The 22,792-nt window shown below is 66.7% G+C and carries 21 protein-coding genes; all 21 read left to right on the plus strand.

The genetic code is table 11. The annotated features are described in order from the left end of the window. Positions 1-99 precede the first annotated feature (99 nt). The 21 genes from ACIA49_RS09920 to rpoB all read left to right on the plus strand — a co-directional run bounded on the left by ACIA49_RS09920 (position 100) and on the right by rpoB (position 22,764). Entirely contained in the window at positions 100-1,071 is a 972-nt protein-coding gene (locus ACIA49_RS09920; RefSeq protein WP_396376753.1) for a sugar kinase, read from the plus strand. Beyond that, positions 1,068-1,802 carry an IclR family transcriptional regulator gene (locus ACIA49_RS09925; RefSeq protein ID WP_396376754.1) on the plus strand — a complete coding sequence of 245 codons (735 nt, stop codon included), beginning with the start codon at positions 1,068-1,070 and terminating at the stop codon, positions 1,800-1,802. Before ACIA49_RS09920 ends, ACIA49_RS09925 begins: the two co-directional genes overlap by 4 nt. Positions 1,803-1,815: 13 nt before the next feature. Beyond that, positions 1,816-2,220, plus strand: coding sequence for a RidA family protein (locus ACIA49_RS09930; RefSeq protein WP_396376755.1), 405 nt, complete (start codon positions 1,816-1,818; stop codon positions 2,218-2,220). A gap of 88 nt (positions 2,221-2,308) precedes the next feature. Further along, positions 2,309-3,124: an IclR family transcriptional regulator gene (locus tag ACIA49_RS09935; protein ID WP_396376756.1), complete on the plus strand. Its 816-nt coding sequence runs from the start codon at positions 2,309-2,311 to the stop codon at positions 3,122-3,124. Further along, a complete protein-coding gene (locus ACIA49_RS09940) occupies positions 3,124-4,302 on the plus strand; it encodes an MFS transporter (protein ID WP_396376757.1) in 1,179 nt (392 codons plus the stop codon). Before ACIA49_RS09935 ends, ACIA49_RS09940 begins: the two co-directional genes overlap by 1 nt. A gap of 27 nt (positions 4,303-4,329) precedes the next feature. Continuing rightward, entirely contained in the window at positions 4,330-5,214 is an 885-nt protein-coding gene (locus ACIA49_RS09945) for a formylglycine-generating enzyme family protein (RefSeq protein ID WP_396376758.1), read from the plus strand. Between the two features lie 9 nt (positions 5,215-5,223). After that, a complete protein-coding gene (locus ACIA49_RS09950) occupies positions 5,224-6,681 on the plus strand; it encodes an arylsulfatase (protein WP_396376759.1) in 1,458 nt (485 codons plus the stop codon). A 196-nt stretch (positions 6,682-6,877) separates the two neighbouring features. Continuing rightward, positions 6,878-7,495: a 50S ribosomal protein L10 gene (gene rplJ, locus ACIA49_RS09955; protein ID WP_396376760.1), complete on the plus strand. Its 618-nt coding sequence runs from the start codon at positions 6,878-6,880 to the stop codon at positions 7,493-7,495. A 60-nt stretch (positions 7,496-7,555) separates the two neighbouring features. Further along, positions 7,556-7,939, plus strand: coding sequence for a 50S ribosomal protein L7/L12 (gene rplL / locus ACIA49_RS09960; protein ID WP_396376761.1), 384 nt, complete (start codon positions 7,556-7,558; stop codon positions 7,937-7,939). 223 nt (positions 7,940-8,162) lie between these two features. Further along, on the plus strand, positions 8,163-9,110 hold the full coding sequence (locus tag ACIA49_RS09965; RefSeq protein WP_396376762.1) for an ABC transporter ATP-binding protein: 948 nt from the start codon (positions 8,163-8,165) through the stop codon (positions 9,108-9,110). Between the two features lie 62 nt (positions 9,111-9,172). Then, positions 9,173-9,880 carry an MlaE family ABC transporter permease gene (locus ACIA49_RS09970; RefSeq protein WP_396377181.1) on the plus strand — a complete coding sequence of 236 codons (708 nt, stop codon included), beginning with the start codon at positions 9,173-9,175 and terminating at the stop codon, positions 9,878-9,880. A 1-nt stretch (position 9,881) separates the two neighbouring features. After that, complete coding sequence (locus tag ACIA49_RS09975) at positions 9,882-10,712, plus strand: MlaE family ABC transporter permease (RefSeq protein WP_396376763.1); 831 nt, start codon at positions 9,882-9,884, stop codon at positions 10,710-10,712. A 3-nt stretch (positions 10,713-10,715) separates the two neighbouring features. Continuing rightward, a complete protein-coding gene (locus tag ACIA49_RS09980; protein WP_396376764.1) occupies positions 10,716-12,044 on the plus strand; it encodes an MCE family protein in 1,329 nt (442 codons plus the stop codon). Beyond that, the gene (locus ACIA49_RS09985) at positions 12,041-13,078 is read left to right on the plus strand and encodes an MCE family protein (protein WP_396376765.1); all 1,038 of its coding nucleotides are present in this window, start codon (positions 12,041-12,043) and stop codon (positions 13,076-13,078) included. The genes ACIA49_RS09980 and ACIA49_RS09985 overlap by 4 nt, the downstream gene beginning before the upstream one ends. Continuing rightward, on the plus strand, positions 13,075-14,085 hold the full coding sequence (locus ACIA49_RS09990; protein WP_396376766.1) for an MCE family protein: 1,011 nt from the start codon (positions 13,075-13,077) through the stop codon (positions 14,083-14,085). The genes ACIA49_RS09985 and ACIA49_RS09990 overlap by 4 nt, the downstream gene beginning before the upstream one ends. Next, positions 14,082-15,278: an MCE family protein gene (locus tag ACIA49_RS09995; protein WP_396376767.1), complete on the plus strand. Its 1,197-nt coding sequence runs from the start codon at positions 14,082-14,084 to the stop codon at positions 15,276-15,278. Before ACIA49_RS09990 ends, ACIA49_RS09995 begins: the two co-directional genes overlap by 4 nt. Continuing rightward, positions 15,275-16,486 carry an MCE family protein gene (locus ACIA49_RS10000; RefSeq protein WP_396376768.1) on the plus strand — a complete coding sequence of 404 codons (1,212 nt, stop codon included), beginning with the start codon at positions 15,275-15,277 and terminating at the stop codon, positions 16,484-16,486. The genes ACIA49_RS09995 and ACIA49_RS10000 overlap by 4 nt, the downstream gene beginning before the upstream one ends. Then, positions 16,483-17,769 carry an MCE family protein gene (locus tag ACIA49_RS10005; protein WP_396376769.1) on the plus strand — a complete coding sequence of 429 codons (1,287 nt, stop codon included), beginning with the start codon at positions 16,483-16,485 and terminating at the stop codon, positions 17,767-17,769. Before ACIA49_RS10000 ends, ACIA49_RS10005 begins: the two co-directional genes overlap by 4 nt. 32 nt (positions 17,770-17,801) lie before the next feature. Continuing rightward, the gene (locus tag ACIA49_RS10010; RefSeq protein ID WP_396376770.1) at positions 17,802-18,266 is read left to right on the plus strand and encodes a hypothetical protein; all 465 of its coding nucleotides are present in this window, start codon (positions 17,802-17,804) and stop codon (positions 18,264-18,266) included. Beyond that, complete coding sequence (locus ACIA49_RS10015) at positions 18,266-18,991, plus strand: hypothetical protein (protein WP_396376771.1); 726 nt, start codon at positions 18,266-18,268, stop codon at positions 18,989-18,991. The genes ACIA49_RS10010 and ACIA49_RS10015 overlap by 1 nt, the downstream gene beginning before the upstream one ends. 287 nt (positions 18,992-19,278) lie before the next feature. After that, positions 19,279-22,764 (plus strand): DNA-directed RNA polymerase subunit beta, encoded by a 3,486-nt coding sequence (rpoB, locus tag ACIA49_RS10020; protein ID WP_396377182.1) that lies wholly within the window; start codon positions 19,279-19,281, stop codon positions 22,762-22,764. Positions 22,765-22,792 lie beyond the last annotated feature (28 nt).

The raw sequence follows: 22,792 nt of genomic DNA on the forward strand, positions 1-22,792 counted from the left end.
TTGCACATTCTGACCTAACGGTTGTAGCATCGCGCTCGAAGTTGCGTCAACGACCGCTGTTTCACACCTATCCCATCACCCCGGCCCCCAGGAGCGCAGATGTCCGACCCGCGCACTGAGACGGATCCTGCCGCGGTGGTCTGCCTCGGCGAGGCGATGATCATGCTCGCGGGTGCCGCCGGGCCGCTGGAGGACGTGGAGACGTTCCGCCGGTCGGTGGGTGGCGCGGAGTGCAATGTGGCTGGCGGCCTGGCCGGTCTGGGCGTCCCGACCAGCTGGGTGTCCCGGCTGGGCGACGACGGATTCGGCCGCCAAGTACTGCGCGACCTGCGCGGCCGAAGGGTCGAGGTCGGCGGTGTGGAGATCGACGCCAACCGGCCGACTGCCTTGTACGTGAAGGAGTCGATCGACGGTCGCCCCCGGATGCACTACTACCGCACCGGTTCGGCGGCCTCGGCGATGAGCCCGGCGTTCCTGCAGCGGCCCGAGGTGTCCGAGCGGCTCAGCAATGCACGCATCGTGCACACCACCGGGATCACTGCCGCGTTGTCCAACGACACTGCGCAGATGCTGGACGAACTGCGCGGCGACTTCATGCTGAGCGTCGATCTGAACTGGCGGCCGGTGCTGTGGCGCGACAAGGACCCGGAGCCGCTCTGGCGGTTGCTCCGCGCGGCCGACGTCGTACTGATCGGTGCTGATGAGGCTCTGGTGTTCGCAGGCACTGATGACCCGGCTGAGCTGCATGAACGGCTCGGTGGGCGCTGCACGTTGGTCGTGAAGAACGATGCGCACACGGCGGTCGCGCTGGAGCCGGATGGTCGCCGTACCGAGGTCGCTGCCCTCACCGTCCAAGTTGTCGAACCAGTGGGAGCCGGGGACGCGTTTGCGGCCGGCTTCCTGGCTGGGACGTTGCAAGACCTGCCGATGAAGCAGCGGCTGCGCCTCGGCCATCTGAATGCCGCAGCAGTGCTCGCCGTGCCGGAGGACCACGCCGTACCGCCGAGCGCAGCTCAACGAGACAGACTGCTCGCAGCCACTGATGACGAGTGGGCGGCGACAAAGCTATGAGTCAGAGCCTCGCGAGAGCCCTGCAGATCCTGGCCAGCCTGGGCGAGGGGGAGCGGTCGCTGGACCAGCTCGCGACCGAGCTGGGCGTCCACAAGACCACTGTGCTCCGGCTGCTGCGCACGATGGAGGCAGACCGATTTGTACGGCGTGACGAGGCGCACCGTTATCGGTTGGGCTCACGCCTGTTCGCGTTGGCGGATGCGGCCCGCGAGCAACACGTCGTACGGGAAGTTGCTGCACCGCATCTGCGGGAGCTGAACCAGAAGACCGGCCAGACCGTTCATCTCGCGGCCTGGGAGAACGGTGAGGTCATCTACATCGACAAGCTCGACAGCGTGCGCAATATCCGCATGTACTCGCAGGTCGGCGTACCGGCGGCTCTGCATTGCACAGCGGTCGGGAAGATCCTGCTGGCGGCGCAGCCGAAGCGGCAGCGTGAGGCGGTGTTGGCGTCGCTGGACTATCACGCCTACACGCCGCACACGATCACTGATGCGGAAGCGCTGCGAGACGAGCTGGACACGGTCCGGGCGCGCGGCTGGGCGCAGGACAAGGCTGAACACGAGACCTTCATGAACTGCGTCGGTGCGCCGGTCACGGACCACGCCGGCCGGGTGGTCGGGGCCGTGTCGGTGTCCGTACCGGATGTACTGCTGAACTATGAGCAGGTGCTCGAACTCCTGCCTGATCTGCTCGCCACGACCCAGGCGATCAGTGCCGACTACAACTGAGAGGTCCGACCTGATGTCCGACAAGACCGCCGTCTCCACCACTGACGCGCCTGCCCCGATGCCGGTGTTCTCGCAGGGTGTCCGCAAGGGCAACATCCTGCAGGTCTCCGGCCAGGGGTCCGTCGACCCGGCGACCGGCGAGTTCGTGTTCGTCGGCGATGTGAAGGCCCAGACCACCCGGGTGCTGCAGAACATCGAGGCGATCCTCAAGGCTGGTGGCGGCAGCCTGGACGACGTGGTGATGCTGCGCGTCTACCTGACCACCCGTGACGACTTCGGCGCGATGAACGAGGCGTACGCCGACTTCGTGTCGACCCGGACTCCGAGCGGCGTCCTGCCGTCGCGCACCACCGTCTTCACCGGCCTGCCGCTCCCGGACATGCTCGTCGAGATCGACGCCCTCGCCGTCCTGAGCTGAGCCTGCTGCGTCCGGCGCCCACAGAAGGCTGGGCGCCGGGCACACCCCTGTGCAGCAGATATCCCGCAATGCGGGATATGATCCTGCAATGCAGGAAACGATACCCCGAGGGTCTGTCCAGTCGATAGACCGCGCGGTCGCGATCCTGCGCTGCTTCGACGCCCGTACGCCGGACCTCGGCATCAGCGACCTGTCCCGCGCGACCGGCCTGTCGACCAGCACCGTGCACAGGTTGCTGCTGGCGATGCTGGAGAACGGACTGATCCGCCAGACCGCTCAGCGGCGCTACGCGATCGGTCCGCTGGTCGTCCAGCTCGCCCACACCAGTGGGATCCCCGCGACCCTGCGCGACGCCGCCCAGCCAGTCCTGCGGGCGCTGCGCGACGCGACGGGGGAGACGGCGGCCGTCCACGAGTTACTGCCGAGCGGACACCGCGTGGTGCTCGATCAGGTGGAGAGCCGGCACCAGCTCCGCCGTACCTACACCGAGTTCGGCGTACCGCTCCCGCTACCACAGGGGGCTCCGGGCAAGGTGCTGTTGGCGTTCGCGCCCTGGCAGCGCCAGGTGGACGTGCTCGCCGAGCCACTTGAGCAGGTGCTGCCGGACACCATCACTGATCCTGACGTCGTGGCCGCGCAGCTCGCCGAGATCCGCCAGCGCGGGTTCGCCACCTCCTTGATCGAGCGGACGCCAGGCATCTGCTCGGTAGCGGCACCTGTCTTCGACTACTCCGGTCAGGCCGTCGGATGCCTCTCGATCTCTGGCCCAGAGCTACGGCTGCCGCTCGACACGCTCCTCGAGTTCGGAGCCCTCCTGGTCCCAGCAGCTTGGGAAGTCTCCGAGCTCTTGGGCGCGACCCCAGCCGGCAGAGAGCAGGCCAAAGCACAAGCAGAGGCGAGCTGATGGCCAGTCCGGCCGCATTGCTCAAGATCGCACCATCCGTCTACCTCCCCGCACTGCTCTACGGCATCGGCCAAGGCGCCATCGCCCCAGTGATCGCAGTGTCGGCGACCCATCTGGGAGCTTCGCCTGCGGTTGCCGGTGTGGTGGTGGCCGCGGCGGGACTGGGGCAGGTCATCGGCGACATCCCGGCGGGGGCACTCGTCATGAGGATCGGTGAGCGTCGCGCGATGCTCGGCGCGACGGTGCTGGTCTCACTGGCGCTGGTGGCGTGCCTGCTCGCTCCGACCGTGTGGGGGCTGGCCATTGCCATCGGGGTCACCGGGCTGGCCGGCTCGGTCTGGGGCCTGGCCCGGCAGGCCTACCTGAGTGAGGCAGTGCCCATCGAGCTACGGGCCAGAGCCCTCTCCACTCTCGGTGGTGTGCAACGCATCGGCTCTTTCATCGGCCCGTTCCTCGGTGCACTCGCCATGCGTTTCCTCGGCACCGATGGCGCGTACTGGGTCCACTTGGTCGGCGCAGTGCTTGCATGTGTTGTGTTGGTGAGCCTGCCCGACATCGAGCATGTGCGCGGCCGGAGAGCGGGCGCGACGCAGTCGACGGTGACGGTCATCCGCGAGCACCTGCCTGTACTGCGAACTCTCGGCACGGGTGCACTACTAGTCGGCGCAGTCCGTGCATCACGACAGGTCGTCGTACCGCTCTGGGCTCTGCACATCGGTCTGGATGCTCAAACCACCAGCATCATCTTCGGACTCTCCGGTGCGGTCGACATGCTGCTCTTCTACCCCGCTGGCTCGGTGATGGACCGCATGGGCCGCAAGTGGGTCGCCGTACCGAGCATGCTGGTCCTCGGCCTGGCCCACCTCCTCCTGCCACTCACTCACACCACAGCAACCCTGACCGCGGTCGCCCTGCTGATGGGAGTCGGCAACGGCCTCGGCGCCGGCGTCATCATGACGCTCGGGGCTGATGCGTCGCCGCCGGTTGGGCGAGCCCAGTTCCTCGGTGCGTTCCGCCTGTTCGCTGACACCGGTAACGGCAGTGGTCCCTTGCTGCTGGCCGGCGCGACCGCCGTACTCGGACTGGGACCTGCGGTGGTGGTGATGGCGGGCACCGGGTTGGCAGCGGCCGCTGCGATGCAACGGTGGATCCCACCACACCCGGTCAAAGGTCCCTAGAAGCTCGCTTCCTGAAAAGATCACTACGTGAGCGAAGACGGATGCTGTGCGCCTGCGAGGGCCGGGGCGGCTCAGAGCGTCGTACCGGAGTCCCGGGCAGCGAGCGGTGAGCCGGCCGGAGCGATCGAGCGGGTGCTGATCGAGGCCGGTGCCTTCCGGATGGGAGCTGAGGACGCCGACGGCTTCCCGGGTGACCTGGAGGGACCGGTTCGGGAGGTGTCGCTGGCGTCGTACGAGATTGGCGCGACTGCGGTGACCAACGAACAGTTCGCGGCCTTCATAGCGAGCACTGGCTACGTGACCGAGGCCGAGCGGTTTGGGTGGAGCTATGTGTTCGCTGGGTTCCTGCCAGCGGCGCTACGCAAGATCAGTGAGCGCCCGCAGGCGACGCCATGGTGGTGTGGTGTCCACGGCGCGACGTGGGACCGTCCGGAGGGGCCGGGCTCAGGGCTGAGCGACCGTGCTGACCATCCGGTGGTCCACGTGTCCTGGACGGATGCGGTGGCGTTCTGTGAGTGGGCCGGTGGCCGGCTGCCGAGTGAGGCCGAGTGGGAGCGTGCGGCCCGCGGTGGCCTCGACCAGCGGCGCTATCCGTGGGGCGACGAGCTCACACCGGACGGCGAGCATCGCTGCAACATCTGGCAGGGCACCTTCCCCACGAAGAACACCGAGGCCGACGGCTACCGTGGCACCGCGCCGGTCCGCAGCTATCCGCCGAACGGTTTCGGCCTCTACGAGATGGTCGGCAACGTCTGGGAGTGGACCGGCGATGCGTGGGGCGAGAACAAAGTCATGCGCGGTGGTTCGTACCTGTGCCACGCGTCGTACTGCAACCGCTACCGAGTCGGCGCCCGGAGCTCCAACGAGGCGTCGAGCAGCTCCGGCAATCACGGCTTCCGCTGTGCCTGGTAAGGAGAACAAGTGACCGCACGCAACGTGGTGATGATCTGCGTCGACCAGTGGCGCGGTGATGCCCTGTCCGCAGCAGGCCATCCAATCGTCCGGACGCCGTACCTGGACCAACTGGCCTCCCAGGGCACCCGCTTCTCGCGGGCGTACTCGGCGACGCCTACCTGTGTGCCTGCGCGGGTCGCCCTGATGACCGGCCAGTCGCAGGAGCGGCACGGTCGGGTCGGCTACCGCGACGGTGTGACCTTCCATGAGACGCACCCGGTGACACTGCCCGGCACGCTGCGGGATGCGGGCTACCAGACGCAGGCGATCGGGAAGCTGCACGTGTACCCGGAACGGTCGCGGATCGGGTTCGATGACGTCCGGCTGCACGACGGCTACCTGCACTTCGCTCGTCGGCGTCACCAGAAGGACCTGCGCGAGGTGGACGACTACCTGCCCTGGCTGCAGGCCCAAGCCGGTAGCTCACCAGTGGCCGACTACACCGACAACGGACTGAACTGCAACAGCGTGGTCGCCAGACCGTGGGACAAACCAGAGGCACTGCACCCCACCAACTGGGTCGTCACCGAGGCCATCTCCTGGCTCTACCGCCGCGACCCCACGACGCCGTTCTTCCTCTACCTGTCCTTCCACCGGCCGCACGCACCACTCGACCCGCCACAGTGGGCCTTCGACCAGTACGTCGGTATGCCCCGGACCGATCCCGTGGTCGGGGACTGGACGGCGGCGTACGACGAACACCGCAATGACGGGGCGCACGACACAGTCATCGGGCGACTCGACGCCGAGACGCACCACCGGGCCAAGGCCGGGTACTACGGTCATCTGTCGCACATCGACCACCAGATCAACCGGTTCCTGGACACGTTGGCGGAGTTCGGGCTGCGCGAGGACACCGTGGTGATGTTCACCTCCGACCACGGCGACATGCTGGGCGACCACGACATGTACCGCAAAGGCCAGCCCTACGAGGGATCTACGCATGTGCCACTGATGATCTCGGCACCCGGAGCCCCACGAGGACAGGTGATCGACGACGTCGTCGAGCTGCGCGACATCATGCCGACCCTGCTCGACCTGGCCGGCGTGGCGATCCCCGAGACGGTCGACGGGCGCAGTCTGGCTGCTCATCTGCGCGGTGAGGACGTCACGCACTGGCGAGAGCACCTGCATGGTGAGCACGTGCTGCTTGGCCAGTCGCTGCAGTGGGTCACCGACGGCAAGCGCAAGTACGTCTGGATGTCCGGCCGGGGCGACGAACAGTTCTTCGACCTCGAGGTGGATCCGCAGGAAACCCGCAACTTGGTGCACGACCCCGCCCGGGCCGACGAGGTGCAGTGGTGGCGGCAGAAGCTCGTCCAGGACCTGAGCGATCGCGAGGAAGGCTTCGTCGCGGACGGCGAACTCGTCGCCGGCCGGCCGGTGGTCACGGAGCTCAGCCGGCCACCGATTTGGTCCAGCTGACTCCATCAATTACTCTGAACACTGCCGAAGACCGCTGGTGGCTGCCTAGCAGCTGAAAGTCCCACTCAGGTGGGCGGCCCGCGCAGGTGATGAGAAGTGTGAGTGTAGTTCGTATGTTCACGCCCTTGCCGCCTGTGCAGGGGCGTTTTTCTTTGTCCAGGGGTCCGCGGCGAGAAAGCCAAACGAAGGAGACCCCATGGCGAGGCCGGACAAGGCAGCCGCTGTCGCGGAGCTGACGGACGAGTTCCGTAGCTCGAACGGCGCCGTGCTGACCGAGTACCGCGGACTTACCGTGGCGCAGCTGAAGAACTTGCGGACTGCGCTCGGTGACGACGTGAACTACGCCGTGGTGAAGAACACGCTGACCAAGATCGCGGCCAAGGATGCGGGTGTGGAGTCGTTCGACTCCCTGCTCGAGGGTCCGTCGGCCATCGCCTTCATCAAGGGCGACGCGGTGGTTGCGGCCAAGGGGCTGCGTGACTTCGCCAAGGCGAATCCCCTTCTCGTCATCAAGGGCGGAGTGCTCGACGGTAAGGCACTCAGCACTGACGAGATCACCAAGCTCGCTGACCTGGAGTCGCGTGAGGTTCTCCTCGCGAAGCTCGCAGGTGCGATGAAGGCGGCTCCGCAGCAAGCGGTGTCGCTGTTCGCTGCTCCGCTGTCGCAGGCCGCGCGCCTGTTCGCGGCGCTGCAGGACAAGCTTCCGGCGGACGGGGCTGCGGCTCCCGAGGCGGCGGCCGAGGAGACCGTGCAGGACACGGTCGACGCACCTGCCGAGGCGAGCACCGAGGAGACCGCCGCAGCTGACAGCTGAGGCCGATCTCACTGCACCACCCCATTCAGTGATCGACAGTTACAAGGAAGGACCGCCATCATGGCGAAGCTCAGCACCGAAGAGCTCCTCGGCCAGTTCAAGGAACTGACCCTGCTGGAGCTGTCGGAGTTCGTTAAGGCATTCGAAGAGGAGTTCGGCGTCACCGCCGCCGCTCCGGTTGCCGTTGCCGCTGCCGTCGGCGGCGGCGCCCCGGCCGAAGAGGCCGAGGTCCAGGACGAGTTCGACGTCGTCCTCGAGAGCGCCGGCGACAAGAAGATCCAGGTCATCAAGGAGGTGCGCGGTCTCACCAGCCTTGGTCTGAAGGAGGCCAAGGACCTGGTTGAGTCCGCCCCGAAGGCGATCCTGGAGAAGGTCGACAAGGCTGCCGCGGAGAAGGCCAAGGAGGCCCTCGAGGGCGCCGGGGCCACCGTCACGCTCAAGTGACCTCAGTTACGTTCCGCTAGCGAACGTAACGAATGCGTAGAGAAGGGCGGTCTCCTCACGGAGGCCGCCCTTCCCGCATTTCGGTCTGGCTAGGATCGCAATCGCTTGACTTTGAGGGGTTACGCAAAACCGTACTCGTGCGTAACCTAGGCCACTGCTCCCTCGTTGGACCACGTAACCGTCGGTTCGGGGCATGACGTGACAGATCCCGTGAGGAGGACCGGTGGGCGTAGAAGTCCGCGTCGAAGGTCTCACCAAATCCTTTGGTAGCCAGCTGATCTGGGGCGATGTGTCCCTGACCCTGCCGGCCGGTGAGATCTGCGTGATGCTGGGCCCTTCCGGTACCGGGAAGTCCGTCTTCCTGAAGACCCTGATCGGTCTGCTCAAGCCGGACCGCGGGCACGTCTTCATCGAGGGCACCGACATCGCCACCTGCAGCGAGCGCGAGCTGTACGAGGTGCGCCGGATGTTCGGGGTGCTGTTCCAGGACGGCGCGATGTTCGGCTCGATGGATCTCTACGACAACGTCGCCTTCCCGCTCCGCGAGCACACCAAGAAGTCCGAGTCCGACATCCGATCCATCGTGATGGAGAAGATGGAGATGGTCGGTCTGGTCGGTGCCGAGCGCAAGCTCCCGGCCGAGATCTCCGGCGGCATGCGCAAGCGGGCCGGCCTGGCCCGCGCGCTGGTGCTGGACCCCGAGATCCTGCTGGTCGACGAGCCCGACTCCGGGCTCGACCCGGTCCGGACCTCGTTCCTGAACCAGGTGATGATCGACCTGAACGAGGCGTTCAGCCCGACGTTCCTGATCGTCACCCACGACGTGAACACCGCGCGCAAGGTGCCGGACAACATCGGCATGCTCTACCACCGGCACCTGGCGATGTTCGGTCCGCGCGAGATGCTGCTGTCCAGCGAGGAGCCGGTGATCCGGCAGTTCCTGAACGCCCAGATGGTCGGCCCGATCGGCATGTCCGAGGAGAAGGACGCCGACGAGCTGGCCGCCGAGGCCGGTCAGGAGCTTCCCCCGCTGCCGCCGATCCCGATCCAGCAGCTGCCCAGCAGCGGCATGCTCCGGCCGACCCAGCGCCCGCCGGGCGAGTGGTGCCGTGAGCACGGTGTCACCCCGCCCCCCGGCTCGTTCGAGTCCTCGACGGTGGGGGCTACGTGACTCTGAGTGCCACCGCCCCGCTGAAGCAAGCCGGCTCCCTGTTCGCTTTCGCTCTCGACACGATGCGGGCGTCGGTCCGCAGTCCGTTCCAGCTGAAGGAGTTCCTCCAGCAGGCCTGGTTCGTGGCGAGCGTGACGATCATCCCGACCGCGCTGGTCGCGATCCCGTTCGGTGCCGTGATCGCGTTGCAGGTCGGCGGACTGATCGAGCAGTTCGGCGCACAGTCCTTCACCGGGTCGGCCGCCGTACTGGCTGTGGTTCGGGAGGCATCGCCGATCGCGACCGCGCTGCTGATCGCCGGAGCTGGTGGCTCGGCGATCTGTGCGGACCTCGGTGCGCGGAAGATCCGCGAAGAGCTCGACGCGATGATGGTGCTCGGGATCGACCCGATCCAGCGGCTGGTGGTGCCGCGGGTGCTGGCGACGATGCTGGTCGCCTTCTTCCTGAACGGCTTCGTCAGTGTGGTCGGCGTGATGGGCGGTTACGTCTTCAACGTCGTCCTGCAGGACGGCACCCCGGGTGCCTATATCGCGTCGTTCACCGCGCTCGCGCACCTGCCCGACCTGTGGCAGGGCCAGGCCAAGGCGCTCGTCTTCGGGTTCATCGCGGCCATCGTGGCGTCGTACAAGGGTGTGAACGCCGGCGGCGGACCGAAGGGTGTCGGCGACGCGGTGAACCAGTCGGTCGTCATCACGTTCATGCTGCTGTTCGTCGCGAACTTCTCGATGACCGCGATCTACTTCCAGCTCGTTCCGCCGAAGGGGGCCTGACATGTCAGCCCTGGTGGACACCCTCGTCAAGAAGCCGCTGAACTCGCTCGACAAGCTCGGTGAGCAGCTCGCCTTCTACGTCAAGGCGCTGGCCTGGTCCGGCAAATCCGTCACCCGCTACCGCAAAGAGATCATGCGGCTGCTGGCCGAGGTGACGCTGGGCACCGGCGCTCTCGCGGTGATCGGTGGCACCGTCGGCGTCATCACGTTCCTGGCGTTCTTCACCGGCACCGAGGTCGGCCTGCAGGGCTACTCGGCGCTGAACCAGATCGGTACGTCGGCCTTCGCAGGCTTCGTCAGTGCCTACATCAACACCCGCGAGATCGGCCCGCTGATCGCCGGCATCGCGCTGGCCGCGACCGTCGGCTGTGGTTTCACCGCGCAGCTCGGCGCGATGCGGATCAGCGAGGAGATCGACGCCCTCGAGACGATGGCGATCCCGTCGCTGCCGTACCTGGTCACCACCCGGATCATCGCCGGCTTGATCGCCGTGATCCCGCTGTACGTCGTCGGCCTGCTCGCGTCGTACTTCGCGACCCGGCTGACCGTGACCACGTTCTACGGTCAGAGCACCGGCACGTACGACCACTACTTCCACCTGTTCTTACCACCAGGTGACGTGTTGTGGTCGTTCGGCAAGGTGCTCGTCTTCGCGGTGCTGGTGATCCTCGTGCACTGCTACCACGGCTACCATGCCAGCGGCGGTCCGGCGGGTGTGGGCGTCTCGGTCGGTCGCGCGGTGCGGACGTCGATCGTCGTCATCAACGTCGTCGACCTGCTGCTGTCGATGGCCATCTGGGGCACGACGACCACAGTCAGATTGGCGGGGTGAGCAATGATCGACAAGCTCCCGCACAAGGTCTACGGCGTCGTGTTCATCGGTGTGCTGTGCTTCCTGCTCTGGCTGACGTACGCGTTCTACGCGAAGGTCTTCACCAAGACCGTCGACGTGGAGCTCAAGACCAGCCACATCGGCCTGCAGCTCAACGAGCACGCCGATGTGAAGCTGCGCGGCATCATCGTCGGGGAGGTCAGCGGTGTCTCCACCGACGGCTCCGACGCGACGATCAGGCTGTCGCTCAAGCCCGACCAGGTGGACGAGATCTCCAGTGCGGTCAGCGCGCGGATCCTGCCGAAGACCTTGTTCGGTGAGAAGTACGTCGCGCTGGTCCCGCCGAGTGGCGCCGAGGGCCGGCACATCCGGGCCGGTGACGTGATCGCCCGGGACAAGACCGCGGTCGGCATCGAGATCGAGAAGGTGCTGAACGACGCCCTGCCGTTGCTGCAGGCGGTCGACCCGGCCGACCTGAACGCGACGCTGAACACGCTGGCCACCGCGCTCGAAGGCCGCGGCACCGAGATCGCCGGGACGCTGACCCAGCTCGACGCCTACCTGAAGAAGCTGAACCCGAACGTCCCGAAGCTGATGGACGCGCTGACCAAGCTCACCCAGGTCTCCCAGCTGTACGGCGACGCGACGCCCGATCTGGTCCGCGCGTTGCGCAATCTGACCATCACCGGGAACACGGTGGTGGAGAAGGAACAGCAGCTGCAGAAGTTCTTCGTCGACGTCCAGACGCTCTCCTCGACGACGGACACGTTCCTGAAGCAGAACGAGGACCGGGTGATCCGCCTCGGCGAGGTGAGCAAGCCGGTGCTGGACCTGCTGGAGCGCTACTCGCCCGAGGTGCCGTGCTTCCTCAAGGTGATGACCGACACCACCCCGATCCTGAACGACACGTTCCGCGACGGGCGGCTGAACATCAACCTCGAGCTGATCACCAACCAGCCGACGCCGTACGAGCCGAACGAACTCCCGGTGTACAAGGACCATCGCGGCCCGACCTGTGTCGGCAAGAACTACAGCCACCCGGGCTCGAAGCCGGGCCCGTACACGCAGGAGAACCCCGCGCCGTACATCACCGGTGAGGACGGCGTGGTCGGCGACCACAACAAGAACCAGCGGTTCCCGTTGAACCTGACGCTGAACCGCGCGATGCCCGGGTTCGCGATGGACACCCAGGGCGTCGGTACGCCGGCCGAGCAGAAGGTCGTCGACGCGGTCGTCGCCCCGCGGATGGGCATCCCCGCGAGCGACGTACCGGATCTGACGACACTGCTGGTCGGACCGCTGCTGAGGGGCGGGCAGGTGAATCTCAAATGACCAAGTTGCTCGACAAGAAGACCTCGTTCGACATCGTCCGGCTGTCGATCTTCGTGGTGGTGACCACGATCGCGACCGCCCTGCTGGCGGTGACGATCGGGAACATCACCTTCAACGCGACGACGAAGTACCGGGCCGTCTTCACCGACGCGGTCGGGCTGAACCAGGGTGACGACATCCGGATCGCCGGGGTGAAGGTCGGGCAGGTCGACAAGATCGCGCTCTACCAGAACACGCTGGCGCTGGTGACCTTCAGCGTCGACTCCGACCAGGTCGTCGACACCTCCACCAAGGCGACGCTGCGCTACCGCAACCTGGTCGGCAACCGGTACATCGCGCTGACCGACGGTGTCGGCGGTGGCGAGCGGCTGAAGGCGAACGGGCTGATCCCGAAGGAGCGGACCGCGCCGGCGCTCGACCTGTCGGTGCTGTTCAACGGCTTCAAGCCGCTGTTCACCGCGCTCACCCCGGCGGACGTGAACCAGTTCGCGTTCGAGGTGATCAAGGTGCTGCAGGGCGAGGGCGGCACGATCGAGTCGCTGCTGGCCAAGACCGCGTCGCTGACCACCACGCTGGCCGACGCGGACGAGGTGATCGGCAGCCTGATCACGAACCTGACCTCGACCCTGCAGATCGTGTCGCAGCGGCAGCAGAACTTCTCCCAGTTGCTGGTCAACCTGCAGCAGTTCATCACCGGCCTGAGCCAGGACGTCAACCCGATCCTGAACTCGCTCGGCTCGATCAACTCGCTGAACACCAAGACGGCCGGCCTGCTGCAGCAGACCCGGGTCCCGATCAAGGCGGACCTGGACCGGTTGCGCACGGTCGCGACCACCCTCGACGACACCCAGGGCATCTGGGTGAAGACGCTGCAGTTCATGCCGGAGAAGCTGAACACGATGACCCGGACGGCGTCGTACGGGTCTTGGTTCAACTTCTACCTGTGCAACTTCGACGGCAACGTCACGCTCCCGACCGGCACCCGCATCCCGGTGAGCTACGACCTGAACTCGGCGAGGTGCAAAAAGCCGTGAAGCCTTTCCGCGAACAGAACCAGGTGACGATCGGCGTCATCGGCCTGACCGTGATCGGGCTGATCATGCTGGCCGCGTTCAAGGCGCAGGACCTGCCGTTGATCGGTGGCGGGACCAAGTACTCCGCGCAGTTCTCGGAGGCCGGCGGCCTGAAGCCGAACGACGAGATCCGGGTCGCCGGGGTTCGCGTCGGGCAGGTGCGCAAGGTCGAGCTCGACGGCACCCACGTCCGGGTCGACTTCGTGGTCGACAAGGGCGTGAAGCTGGGTGACCAGACCGGCGCCGAGATGAAGATCAAGACGCTGCTCGGCCAGAAGTACCTGAAGCTGAACCCGGCCGGCGGCGGCGAGCTGAAGGCCGGCTCGGAGATCCCGCTCGCGCGCACAGTTTCGGCGTACGACGTCGTGGACGCGTTCTCGGATCTCGCGAACACGACCGAGCGCATCGACACCGCTCAGCTGGCCAAGGCCCTGGACACGTTGTCGGCGACCTTCAAGAACACGCCGGACGAGGTGCAGGCCTCGCTGACCGGACTGTCGCGCCTCTCGCGGAACGTGGCCAAGCGAGATGAGCAGCTGAAGCTCCTGCTGCAGCACTCGAACACGGTCACCAAGGTGCTCGCCGACCGCAACCAGCAGCTGATCAAGCTGATGAAGGACGGCAACACCGTCTTCCAGGCCGTGCAGGCGCGGCGCGCGCTGATCCACCAGTTGCTGGTCTCGACGCAGAAGCTGTCCGCGCAGATCACCGCGCTGGTTCGCGAGAACCGCAAGGATCTCGGTCCGACGCTGCAGAAGGTGAACGCGGTCCTCGGCGTCCTGCTGAAGAACCAGAACGACCTGGACGCGAGCATCAAGGGGCTGGCGCCGTTCGTGAAGCTGTTTACCAACACGCTCGGTACCGGGCCCTGGTTCGACGTCTACCTGCAGAACCTGGCGCCGGTTCCCGAGGTGCCGCTGCCGAAGATCGACCTCGGTCTGCCGCCGCTGCTGGGAGGTGGCCGATGACCAAGGTGTCGTCGCTGTCCCGGTGGATCGCGATCGCGGTCGTCCTGGTGATCGTCGCGATCAGTCTGGTCTCGCTGTGGCCGAACCCCAAGCGGGTGACGGCGACGGCGTACTTCCCGCGCGCGGTCTCGGTCTATCCGGGCTCCGATGTCCGGATCCTCGGCATCAAGGTCGGCGAGGTGGAGAGCGTCACCCCGGCCGGCCGCACGGTCCGGGTGAAGTTCTGGTGGGAGGCCAAGCACAAGGTGCCGGCCACCGCGAAGGCTGTCATCGCGGCGCCGTCGATCGTCGCCGACCGGTACGTGCAGCTCACCCCGGTGTACTCCAAGGGCGACGTGATGGCCGACGGGGCGCAGATCCCGCTCGAGCGGACCGCCGTACCGCTGGAGCTCGACCAGATCTACCAGAGCCTGAACGACCTGTCCGTCGCGCTGGGCCCCAAGGGCGCCAACGACCAGGGCGCGCTGTCGCGGCTGCTGGACGTCTCGGCGAAGAACCTGAATGGCCAGGGCGCGAAGCTCAACCAGACCATCACCGACGTCTCCAAGCTGACCGGGACGCTCGCGGGCAACTCGCAGAGCCTGTTCTCGACGATCCGGCAGCTGCAGACCTTCGTCTCCGCGCTCGCCGCGAACGACGCGCTGGTGAAGCAGTTCAACACCAACTTCGCCGCGACGTCGACGACGCTGGCCGGGGAGCGCAAGGACCTGTCCTCGGCGCTGTCGTTGCTCGCGACCGCGCTCGGCGAGGTCGCGACGTTCGTCAAGGACAACCGGACGCTGGTGAAGAGCACCGTCTCCGGGGCCACCGAGCTCTCGCAGATCCTGGTCAAGGAGAAGGCGGCCTTGGCTCAGATCCTCGACACCGCACCGCTCGGTCTGGGCAACCTGGCCCGGATCTACAACCCGCAGTACGGCACGCTGGACCAGCGGCTCAACCTGGCCCAGCTCGACAACCCGTCGTCGTTCATCTGCTCGCTGCTGCTGCAGGTCAACCAGCCGCTGTCGACCTGCTCGCTGCTCAAGCCGGTGCTGGACGCGCTGCCCAAGCTCCCGCTGCTCAGCCAGCTGACCGGTGGCGCACCTGCCAGCGGAGGACCAGCCGGTACGCCGTGGGCCGGGGTACCGAGTGCGCCGCTCAAGCGAGTCAGCCCGGACCCGGTCGACCCGACGCTCGGGGGGTTGGTGAAATGAGACGCCGTACTGCGTTTGTCGCGGGAGCGCTGGCCCTGGCCATGACGCTGACCGGGTGTGACTTCAGTGTGTACTCGTTGCCGCTGCCCGGCGGCGCGAAGATCAAGGGACCGTCGTACACGGTCACTGTCGAGTTCTCCGACGTCCTGGACCTGGTGCCGAAGTCGACCGTGAAGGTCGACGACGTGACCGTCGGGACGGTCGAGAAGGTCTGGCTCGAGGGGTACGTCGCCAAGGTCCGCATCAAGCTGCCGAAGAGCCTGGAGCTCCCGGACAACGAGCGCGCCACGATCCGCCAGACCAGCCTGCTCGGCGAGAAGTTCGTCTCGCTGGCCCAGCCGACCGGCGCGGAGGCACCGCGCGGCCGGCTCGAGAACGGCGAGGTCATCCCGCTGTCGCGGACGACCAGCAACGTCGAGGTCGAGGAAGTGCTGTCCGCGCTGTCGCTGCTGCTGAACGGCGGCGGTGTCGCCCAGCTCCAGATCATCACGCAGGAGTTGAACAAGGCGCTGACGGGCAACGAGCCGGCCATCAAGGACGTGCTCACCCAGCTCAACACCTTCGTCGGCACCCTGGACCAGAACAAGCAGAAGATCGTCACCGCGATCACCGCGGTCGACGCGCTGGCGAAGAAGCTGAACGCCCAGAAGGAGACGTTGGCGACGGCGATCGATTCGCTGCCGAAGTCGATCGCGACCCTGGATAAGCAGCGGGCCGCGCTGGTCAAGACGCTGCAGGCGCTGTCGACGCTCGGCAGCACCGCGACCCGCGTGATCACCTCCGCGCAGAAGGATCTGGTCGCCAACCTGCAATCGCTGTACCCGATCCTGACCAAGCTGGCCGAGGCGGGGGACAACCTGCCGAAGTCGCTGCAGTTGCTGTTCACCTACCCGTTCCCGGACGACGCGGCGCGCGGGGTCCAGGGTGACTTCACCAACCTGGGCATCACGCTGGACATCAACACCCAGAAGCTGCTCAAGGGTCTGCTCGGGCTCGACCTGCCCACGGTCGGCCCGACCGCACTGCCGACCCTCGGGGTGAGTCTTCCCTTGCACAACCCGACCACGACGAAGCCGGGCACCAAACCGACCGGAGTGGCCACGACCTGTGTGACCGTGCTCCTGCTGCCGGTCTGCGGCCCGAAGCTCAACCGGGCCGGGTTCGATCCCGACCTGGCGCGAGCCCTGATGCCGGGGATGGTCAAGTGATCACCAAGGGAGTCCGCATCCAGCTGATGGTGTTCCTGCTGATCACCGTCGTCGGGATCGCCTTCGTCGGCGCCCGGTACGCGCAGGTCGACAAGCTGCTCTACGACCAGGACTACACGGTCAGCGCCAGCTTCGCCGAGTCCGGCGGCATCTTCGAGGGCGCCGAGGTGACGTACCGCGGCCAGCCGGTCGGCCGGGTCGGCGAGCTGAAGCTGCTGCCCGACGGCGTACTGGTCGACCTGGACATCGACAAGAAGAACAAGATCCCGAACGACCTGCTGGCCGTGGTGGCGAACCGGTCCGCGATCGGCGAGCAGTACGTCGATCTGCAGCCGCGCCGCGACGGAGCGCCGTACCTGAAGGACAACTCGCGGATCGACCGGGAGAACACCGCGATCCCGATCGACACCACCGAGCTGCTGCTGAACCTCGACCAGCTGGTCAACTCGGTCGACCAGGACAGCCTGCGGACCACGGTCAAGGAGCTCGGCACCGCGCTGAAGGGCAAGGGCACCGACCTGCAGAAGATCATCGACAGCTCCGGCACGCTGATCGACGACGCGGACGCGAACATCCTGCAGACCATCAAGCTGATCAACGACGGCGACACCGTGCTGGCCACCCAGGTGGCCAGCGGCGACGCGATCAAGACCTGGGCGAAGAACCTCGCACTGCTGTCCGACACCCTGGTCAGCTCGGACGCGAACCTGCGCCAGGTGATCGACCAGGGCTCGGCCGCCTCGACCCAGCTCACCGGCCTGATCCAGGACAACCGCGCCGACATCGCGGTGCTGCTGGGTAACCTGCTGACGGTGAGCCAATTGACCGCGGTCCGGCTGGATGCCGTCGAGCAGTTGCTCGTCGTGTATCCGGCGGTGTCGATGGGTGGGTACGTCGTACCGGCCAAGGACCCGGGGACCGGGCACTACGACGCGCACTTCGGGCTCGTGCTCGGCTTCTCGCCGCCGGCCTGCCGCGCGGGCTACCCGAAGGACTGGCGAGTGCCGCAGGAGACCTCGAACACCAAGGCCAAGACCGCCAGCTGTACGGCGTCGCCGTCGTCCGGGGTCAACGTCCGGGGCGCGCAGAACGCGCCGGCGCCGTCGTCGCGCGCGGACCGCAACCGCGTCGGCTACGGCATCGGCTACGACCCGGCGACCGGCGCGGCCGGTGGCTCCGGCGGGATGCCCGAGATGATTCTCGGCTCGACCGGTGGACAGCAGGAGCTGCTCGGCAGCGACTCCTGGAAGGCTCTGATTCTCGGACCGGTGACCGGCAAGTGACTTCGGGCAACTCCCGGCGGGGCAGGCTGATCGTGGCATGGGCGCTGAGCGTCCTGCTGGTGATCGCGCTGGCCGCCGCAACTCTCTCGGTGATCGCACTGCACAAGCAGCGCCAGGACAAGAGCCTGCGCGAGGGTGCGATGAAGTCCGCGCGGCAGCTCGCGCTGGACTTCACCACCTACGACTACCAGACCTGGGACGCGGACTCGAAGCGCGTGCTGGACGACTCCACCGGACAGTTCCGACAGGAGTTCGAGGCCGGGATCGCGGCGGTGAAGGCGGACGTGGGGACCAACAAGGCGACCTCCAAGGGCGATGTGAAGGAGGCCGCGGTGGTGTCCGGGGACAAGGACTCGGCGGAGGTGCTGGTGATCGTCAACGCGGTCGTCACGAACACCGCGTCGGCCGACGGGGTCGAGCGCCGGTACCGGATCAAGCTGGACATGGTCCGCGAGAAGGGTCGCTGGCTGACCGCCGACCTGCAGGTGGTGGGCTGATGCCGGACCGTCCCCGTCACCGCCCCCGGATCGCCGGCCAACGCCGTACCGGGGTCGGGCCCGCGACCGAGGAAACCACCGAGGACCTGCTCGACGAGCCGCTCGACGCGGTGATCGAGGAGAGCGTCGATGAAGGGGTCGATGAACCGCTTGAGGCTGTGACTCAGGACACAGCAGGTGCTGAAGACACCCCTGCTGACGAGTCCGAGACACCCTCTTCGGCTACTGACCGTAGTGAAAAAGGCCCTGTCGGCGGCGTGCTGTTCGCGCTGCTCGGTGTCCTGATCGTCCTGGTGCTGACCGTTGCCGCCGTACTCGGGGTGAAGGCCTGGCAGGGCAAACAGGCCGAGGACGCCCGCAACCAGGCGGCCGCGGCCGGGCGGAAGGCTGCCGAGACGGCGCTCAGCTACGACTACCGCGACCTGGACAAGAGCTTCGCCGCGGCGCGGGCGACGATGACCCCGGAGTTCGCGGGGAAGTTCGACGAGACCGCCAAGGTGGCCGGCGAGCTGGCGACCAAGTCCAAGGCGACCGTCAAGGCCGAGGTCCGCGAGGTCGGGGTCCGCGACGGCGACGCCGACCGGGTCACGCTGATCATCTTCGTGAACCAGACCACCACCAGCACGATCACGCAGGGTAAGCCCCGGGTCGATCTGAACCGGACCCGGTTCACGATGGTCCGAAAAGACGGCCGATGGCTGGTCCAGGAGATCGCCGGACTGTAGTCTCTTTGTGACTCCGCACCAAGAGGACGCCGGCAGGCTCGTGGGTGATCTACCCACTGGAGACACCGGGTCGGTCCTTGACGGAAAGGGTGGTCCGAAGGCAAACTATCGGACCCCATTGGACAGGCTTGCCTCTATCGGGTAGCCTATTGCTTTGCGCTGCCTTTCTCCCACCTCGGCTCGGGTCTCGACTTGACTGGGGTGGTTTGGCCTGCGCTCGAAAGCTCAGCATCAGCACCGCAAGTGCCACACAGAAGTTACTTTGCGAGCCCGTGGAAGGACGCCCCTTGGTCGCCTCGCGCAACCCCCAGTCCGACAGCATTTCCGACGTTTCCGGCTCTCCCCGCCGTATCTCCTTCGCGAAGATCGCGCAGCCTCTCGAGGTTCCCGATCTGCTCGCGCTGCAGGTGGACAGTTTCGACTGGCTGGTCGGTAACGAACTCTGGCAGGCCCGCGTGGCCGCCGCCGAGGCCGAAGGGCGGACCGAACTGTCCGGCCCCTCCGGCCTGGAAGAGATCTTCGAGGAGATCTCCCCGATCGAGGACTTCAGCGGCACCATGTCGCTGTCGTTCCGCGACCACCGATTCGAGCCGCCGAAGAACACGGTCGACGAGTGCAAGGAGCGCGACGTCACCTACTCGGCGCCGCTGTTCGTCACCGCCGAGTTCATGAACAACGAGACCGGCGAGATCAAGAGCCAGACCGTCTTCATGGGCGACTTCCCGCTGATGACGCGCAAGGGCACCTTCGTGATCAACGGCACCGAGCGTGTCGTGGTCTCGCAGCTGGTCCGTTCGCCCGGTGTGTACTTCGAGCGCACGCCGGACAAGACGTCCGACAAGGACATCTTCACGGCCAAGGTGATCCCGTCGCGCGGTGCGTGGCTGGAGTTCGAGGTCGACAAGCGGGACATGGTCGGTGTCCGGCTGGACCGCAAGCGCAAGCAGAACGTCACCGTGCTGCTGAAGGCCCTGGGCTGGACCGACGCGCAGATCCTCGAGGAGTTCGGCGAGTACGAGTCGATCCGCCTCACCCTGGAGAAGGACCACACCTCCGGGCAGGACGACGCGCTGCTGGACATCTACCGCAAGCTGCGTCCGGGCGAGCCGCCGACGCGCGAGGCCGCGCAGGCGCTGCTGGAGAACTACTACTTCAACGGCAAGCGCTACGACCTGGCCAAGGTCGGCCGCTACAAGATCAACAAGAAGCTGGGTCGCGACGAGACCCACGACACGGCCGTGCTGACGATCAACGACATCGTCGCCACGATCAAGTACCTGGTCGCCCTGCACGAGGGCAAGACCGAGCTGCCCGCGCCGACCGGTGAGATCGTCGTCGAGGAAGACGACATCGACCACTTCGGCAACCGGCGGCTGCGGACCGTCGGCGAGCTGATCCAGAACCAGCTGCGCACCGGCCTGGCCCGGATGGAGCGCGTGGTCCGGGAGCGGATGACGACCCAGGACGTCGAGGCGATCACGCCGCAGACCCTGATCAACATCCGTCCGGTGGTGGCGGCGCTGAAGGAGTTCTTCGGTACGTCGCAGCTGTCGCAGTTCATGGACCAGACCAACCCGGTCGCCGGTCTGACCCACAAGCGTCGCCTGAACGCGCTCGGCCCGGGTGGTCTGAGCCGTGAGCGGGCCGGCTTCGAGGTCCGCGACGTGCACCCGTCCCACTACGGCCGGATGTGCCCGATCGAGACCCCGGAAGGCCCGAACATCGGTCTGATCGGCTCGCTCGCGTCGTACGGCCGGGTGAACCCGTTCGGGTTCGTCGAGACGCCGTACCGCAAGGTCGTCGAGGGCCTCGTCACCGATCAGGTGGACTACCTGACCGCCGACGAGGAGGACCGGTTCGTCATCGCGCAGGCCAACGCGGCCCTGACCGAGGACAGCCGGCTCGCCGAGGACCGCGTGCTGGTCCGTCGTCGCCACGGTGAGGTCGAGCTCGCGCTCGTCGCGGACGTGGACTACATGGACGTCTCCCCGCGCCAGATGGTGTCGGTCGCGACGGCCCTGATCCCGTTCCTCGAGCACGACGACGCCAACCGCGCGCTGATGGGTTCGAACATGCAGCGCCAGGCGGTGCCGCTGATCACCTCGGACGCGCCGCTGGTCGGCACCGGGATGGAGTTCCGCGGTGCGGTCGACGCCGGCGACGTGGTCGTGTCGGAGAAGGCGGGTGTGGTCAAGGAGGTCTCGGCCGACCTGATCGAGATCGCCGCCGACGACGGCACGTACCAGACCTACCGGCTGCAGAAGTTCCGCCGCTCGAACCAGGGCACCTGCATCAACCAGCGTCCGCTGGTCGACGCCGGGCAGCGGGTCGAGATCGGTTCGCCGCTGGCCGACGGTCCGTGCACCGACGAGGGCGAGATGGCCCTCGGCCGGAACCTGCTCGTGGCGTTCATGTCGTGGGAAGGCAACAACTACGAGGACGCGATCATCCTCTCCCAGCGGGTCGTGCAGCAGGACCTGCTGACCTCGATCCACATCGAGGAGCACGAGGTCGACGCCCGCGACACCAAGCTGGGTCCGGAGGAGATCACCCGGGACATCCCGAACGTCTCCGACGAGATGCTGGCCGACCTGGACGAGCGCGGCATCATCCGGATCGGCGCGGAGGTCACCACCGGTGACATCCTGGTCGGCAAGGTCACGCCCAAGGGTGAGACCGAGCTGACCCCGGAGGAGCGGCTGCTCCGGGCCATCTTCGGTGAGAAGGCGCGGGAGGTCCGCGACACCTCGCTGAAGGTTCCGCACGGCGAGAACGGCACCGTCATCGGTGTCCGCGTCTTCGACCGCGACAACGGCGACGAACTGCCGCCGGGTGTGAACCAGCTGGTCCGCGTCTACGTGGCCCAGAAGCGCAAGATCTCCGTCGGTGACAAGCTCGCCGGACGTCACGGCAACAAGGGCGTCATCTCGAAGATCCTGCCGGTCGAGGACATGCCGTTCATGGAGGACGGCACCCAGGTCGACATCATCCTGAACCCGCTGGGCGTGCCCGGCCGGATGAACGTCGGGCAGGTCCTCGAGACGCACCTCGGCTGGGTCGCCAGCCGCGGCTGGAAGGTCGACCCGGACAGTCCCGAAGAGTGGGCGCAGCGACTGATCAAGATCGGCGCCGGCGAAGCCGAGCCGATGACGAACGTCGCCACCCCGGTCTTCGACGGCGCGCTCGAGGAAGAGGTCACCGGCCTGCTCGGCTCGACCCTCCCGAACCGCGACGGCGACCGGATGGTCAACAGCACCGGTAAGGCCCGGCTCTTCGACGGCCGCTCCGGCGAGCCGTTCCCGGAGCCGGTCGGCGTCGGCTACATGTACATGCTGAAGCTGCACCACCTGGTGGACGACAAGATCCACGCGCGTTCGACCGGTCCGTACTCGATGATCACGCAGCAGCCGCTGGGTGGTAAGGCGCAGTTCGGTGGTCAGCGGTTCGGCGAGATGGAGGTGTGGGCCCTCGAGGCCTACGGTGCCGCCTTCGCGCTGCAGGAGCTGCTGACGATCAAGTCGGACGACGTGGTCGGCCGGGTCAAGGTCTACGAAGCGATCGTCAAGGGCGAGAACATCCCGGAGCCGGGTATCCCGGAGTCCTTCAAGGTTCTGGTCAAGGAAATGCAGTCCCTGTGTCTGAATGTCGAGGTCCTCTCGTCCGACGGAAGCCGGGTCGAGATGCGCGACAGCGAAGAGGACGTCTTCCGCGCAGCGGAAGAACTGGGAATCGACCTGTCCCGGCGTGAGCCGAACAGCGTCGAGGAGGTCTGAGCGGGTTGCCGCTTGAGATCAACAGCCA

Origin of the sequence: Kribbella sp. NPDC051587, assembly GCF_044453945.1 — a bacterium.
GTDB lineage: Bacteria > Actinomycetota > Actinomycetes > Propionibacteriales > Kribbellaceae > Kribbella.

Bases quoted from the DNA above. Each gene is read 5' to 3' on its own strand.
- ACIA49_RS09940 (WP_396376757.1), top strand. From the start codon at position 3,124: ATGGCCAGTCCGGCCGCATTGCTCAAGATCGCACCATCCGTCTACCTC.
- ACIA49_RS09995 (WP_396376767.1), top strand. From the start codon at position 14,082: ATGACCAAGGTGTCGTCGCTGTCCCGGTGGATCGCGATCGCGGTCGTC.
- ACIA49_RS09975 (WP_396376763.1), top strand. From the start codon at position 9,882: ATGTCAGCCCTGGTGGACACCCTCGTCAAGAAGCCGCTGAACTCGCTC.
- ACIA49_RS09935 (WP_396376756.1), top strand. From the start codon at position 2,309: ATGCAGGAAACGATACCCCGAGGGTCTGTCCAGTCGATAGACCGCGCG.
- ACIA49_RS10000 (WP_396376768.1), top strand. From the start codon at position 15,275: ATGAGACGCCGTACTGCGTTTGTCGCGGGAGCGCTGGCCCTGGCCATG.
- ACIA49_RS09970 (WP_396377181.1), top strand. From the start codon at position 9,173: ATGCGGGCGTCGGTCCGCAGTCCGTTCCAGCTGAAGGAGTTCCTCCAG.
- ACIA49_RS10015 (WP_396376771.1), top strand. From the start codon at position 18,266: ATGCCGGACCGTCCCCGTCACCGCCCCCGGATCGCCGGCCAACGCCGT.
- ACIA49_RS09925 (WP_396376754.1), top strand. From the start codon at position 1,068: ATGAGTCAGAGCCTCGCGAGAGCCCTGCAGATCCTGGCCAGCCTGGGC.
- ACIA49_RS09920 (WP_396376753.1), top strand. From the start codon at position 100: ATGTCCGACCCGCGCACTGAGACGGATCCTGCCGCGGTGGTCTGCCTC.
- rplJ (WP_396376760.1), top strand. From the start codon at position 6,878: ATGGCGAGGCCGGACAAGGCAGCCGCTGTCGCGGAGCTGACGGACGAG.
- ACIA49_RS09985 (WP_396376765.1), top strand. From the start codon at position 12,041: ATGACCAAGTTGCTCGACAAGAAGACCTCGTTCGACATCGTCCGGCTG.
- ACIA49_RS09980 (WP_396376764.1), top strand. From the start codon at position 10,716: ATGATCGACAAGCTCCCGCACAAGGTCTACGGCGTCGTGTTCATCGGT.
- rplL (WP_396376761.1), top strand. From the start codon at position 7,556: ATGGCGAAGCTCAGCACCGAAGAGCTCCTCGGCCAGTTCAAGGAACTG.
- ACIA49_RS09930 (WP_396376755.1), top strand. From the start codon at position 1,816: ATGTCCGACAAGACCGCCGTCTCCACCACTGACGCGCCTGCCCCGATG.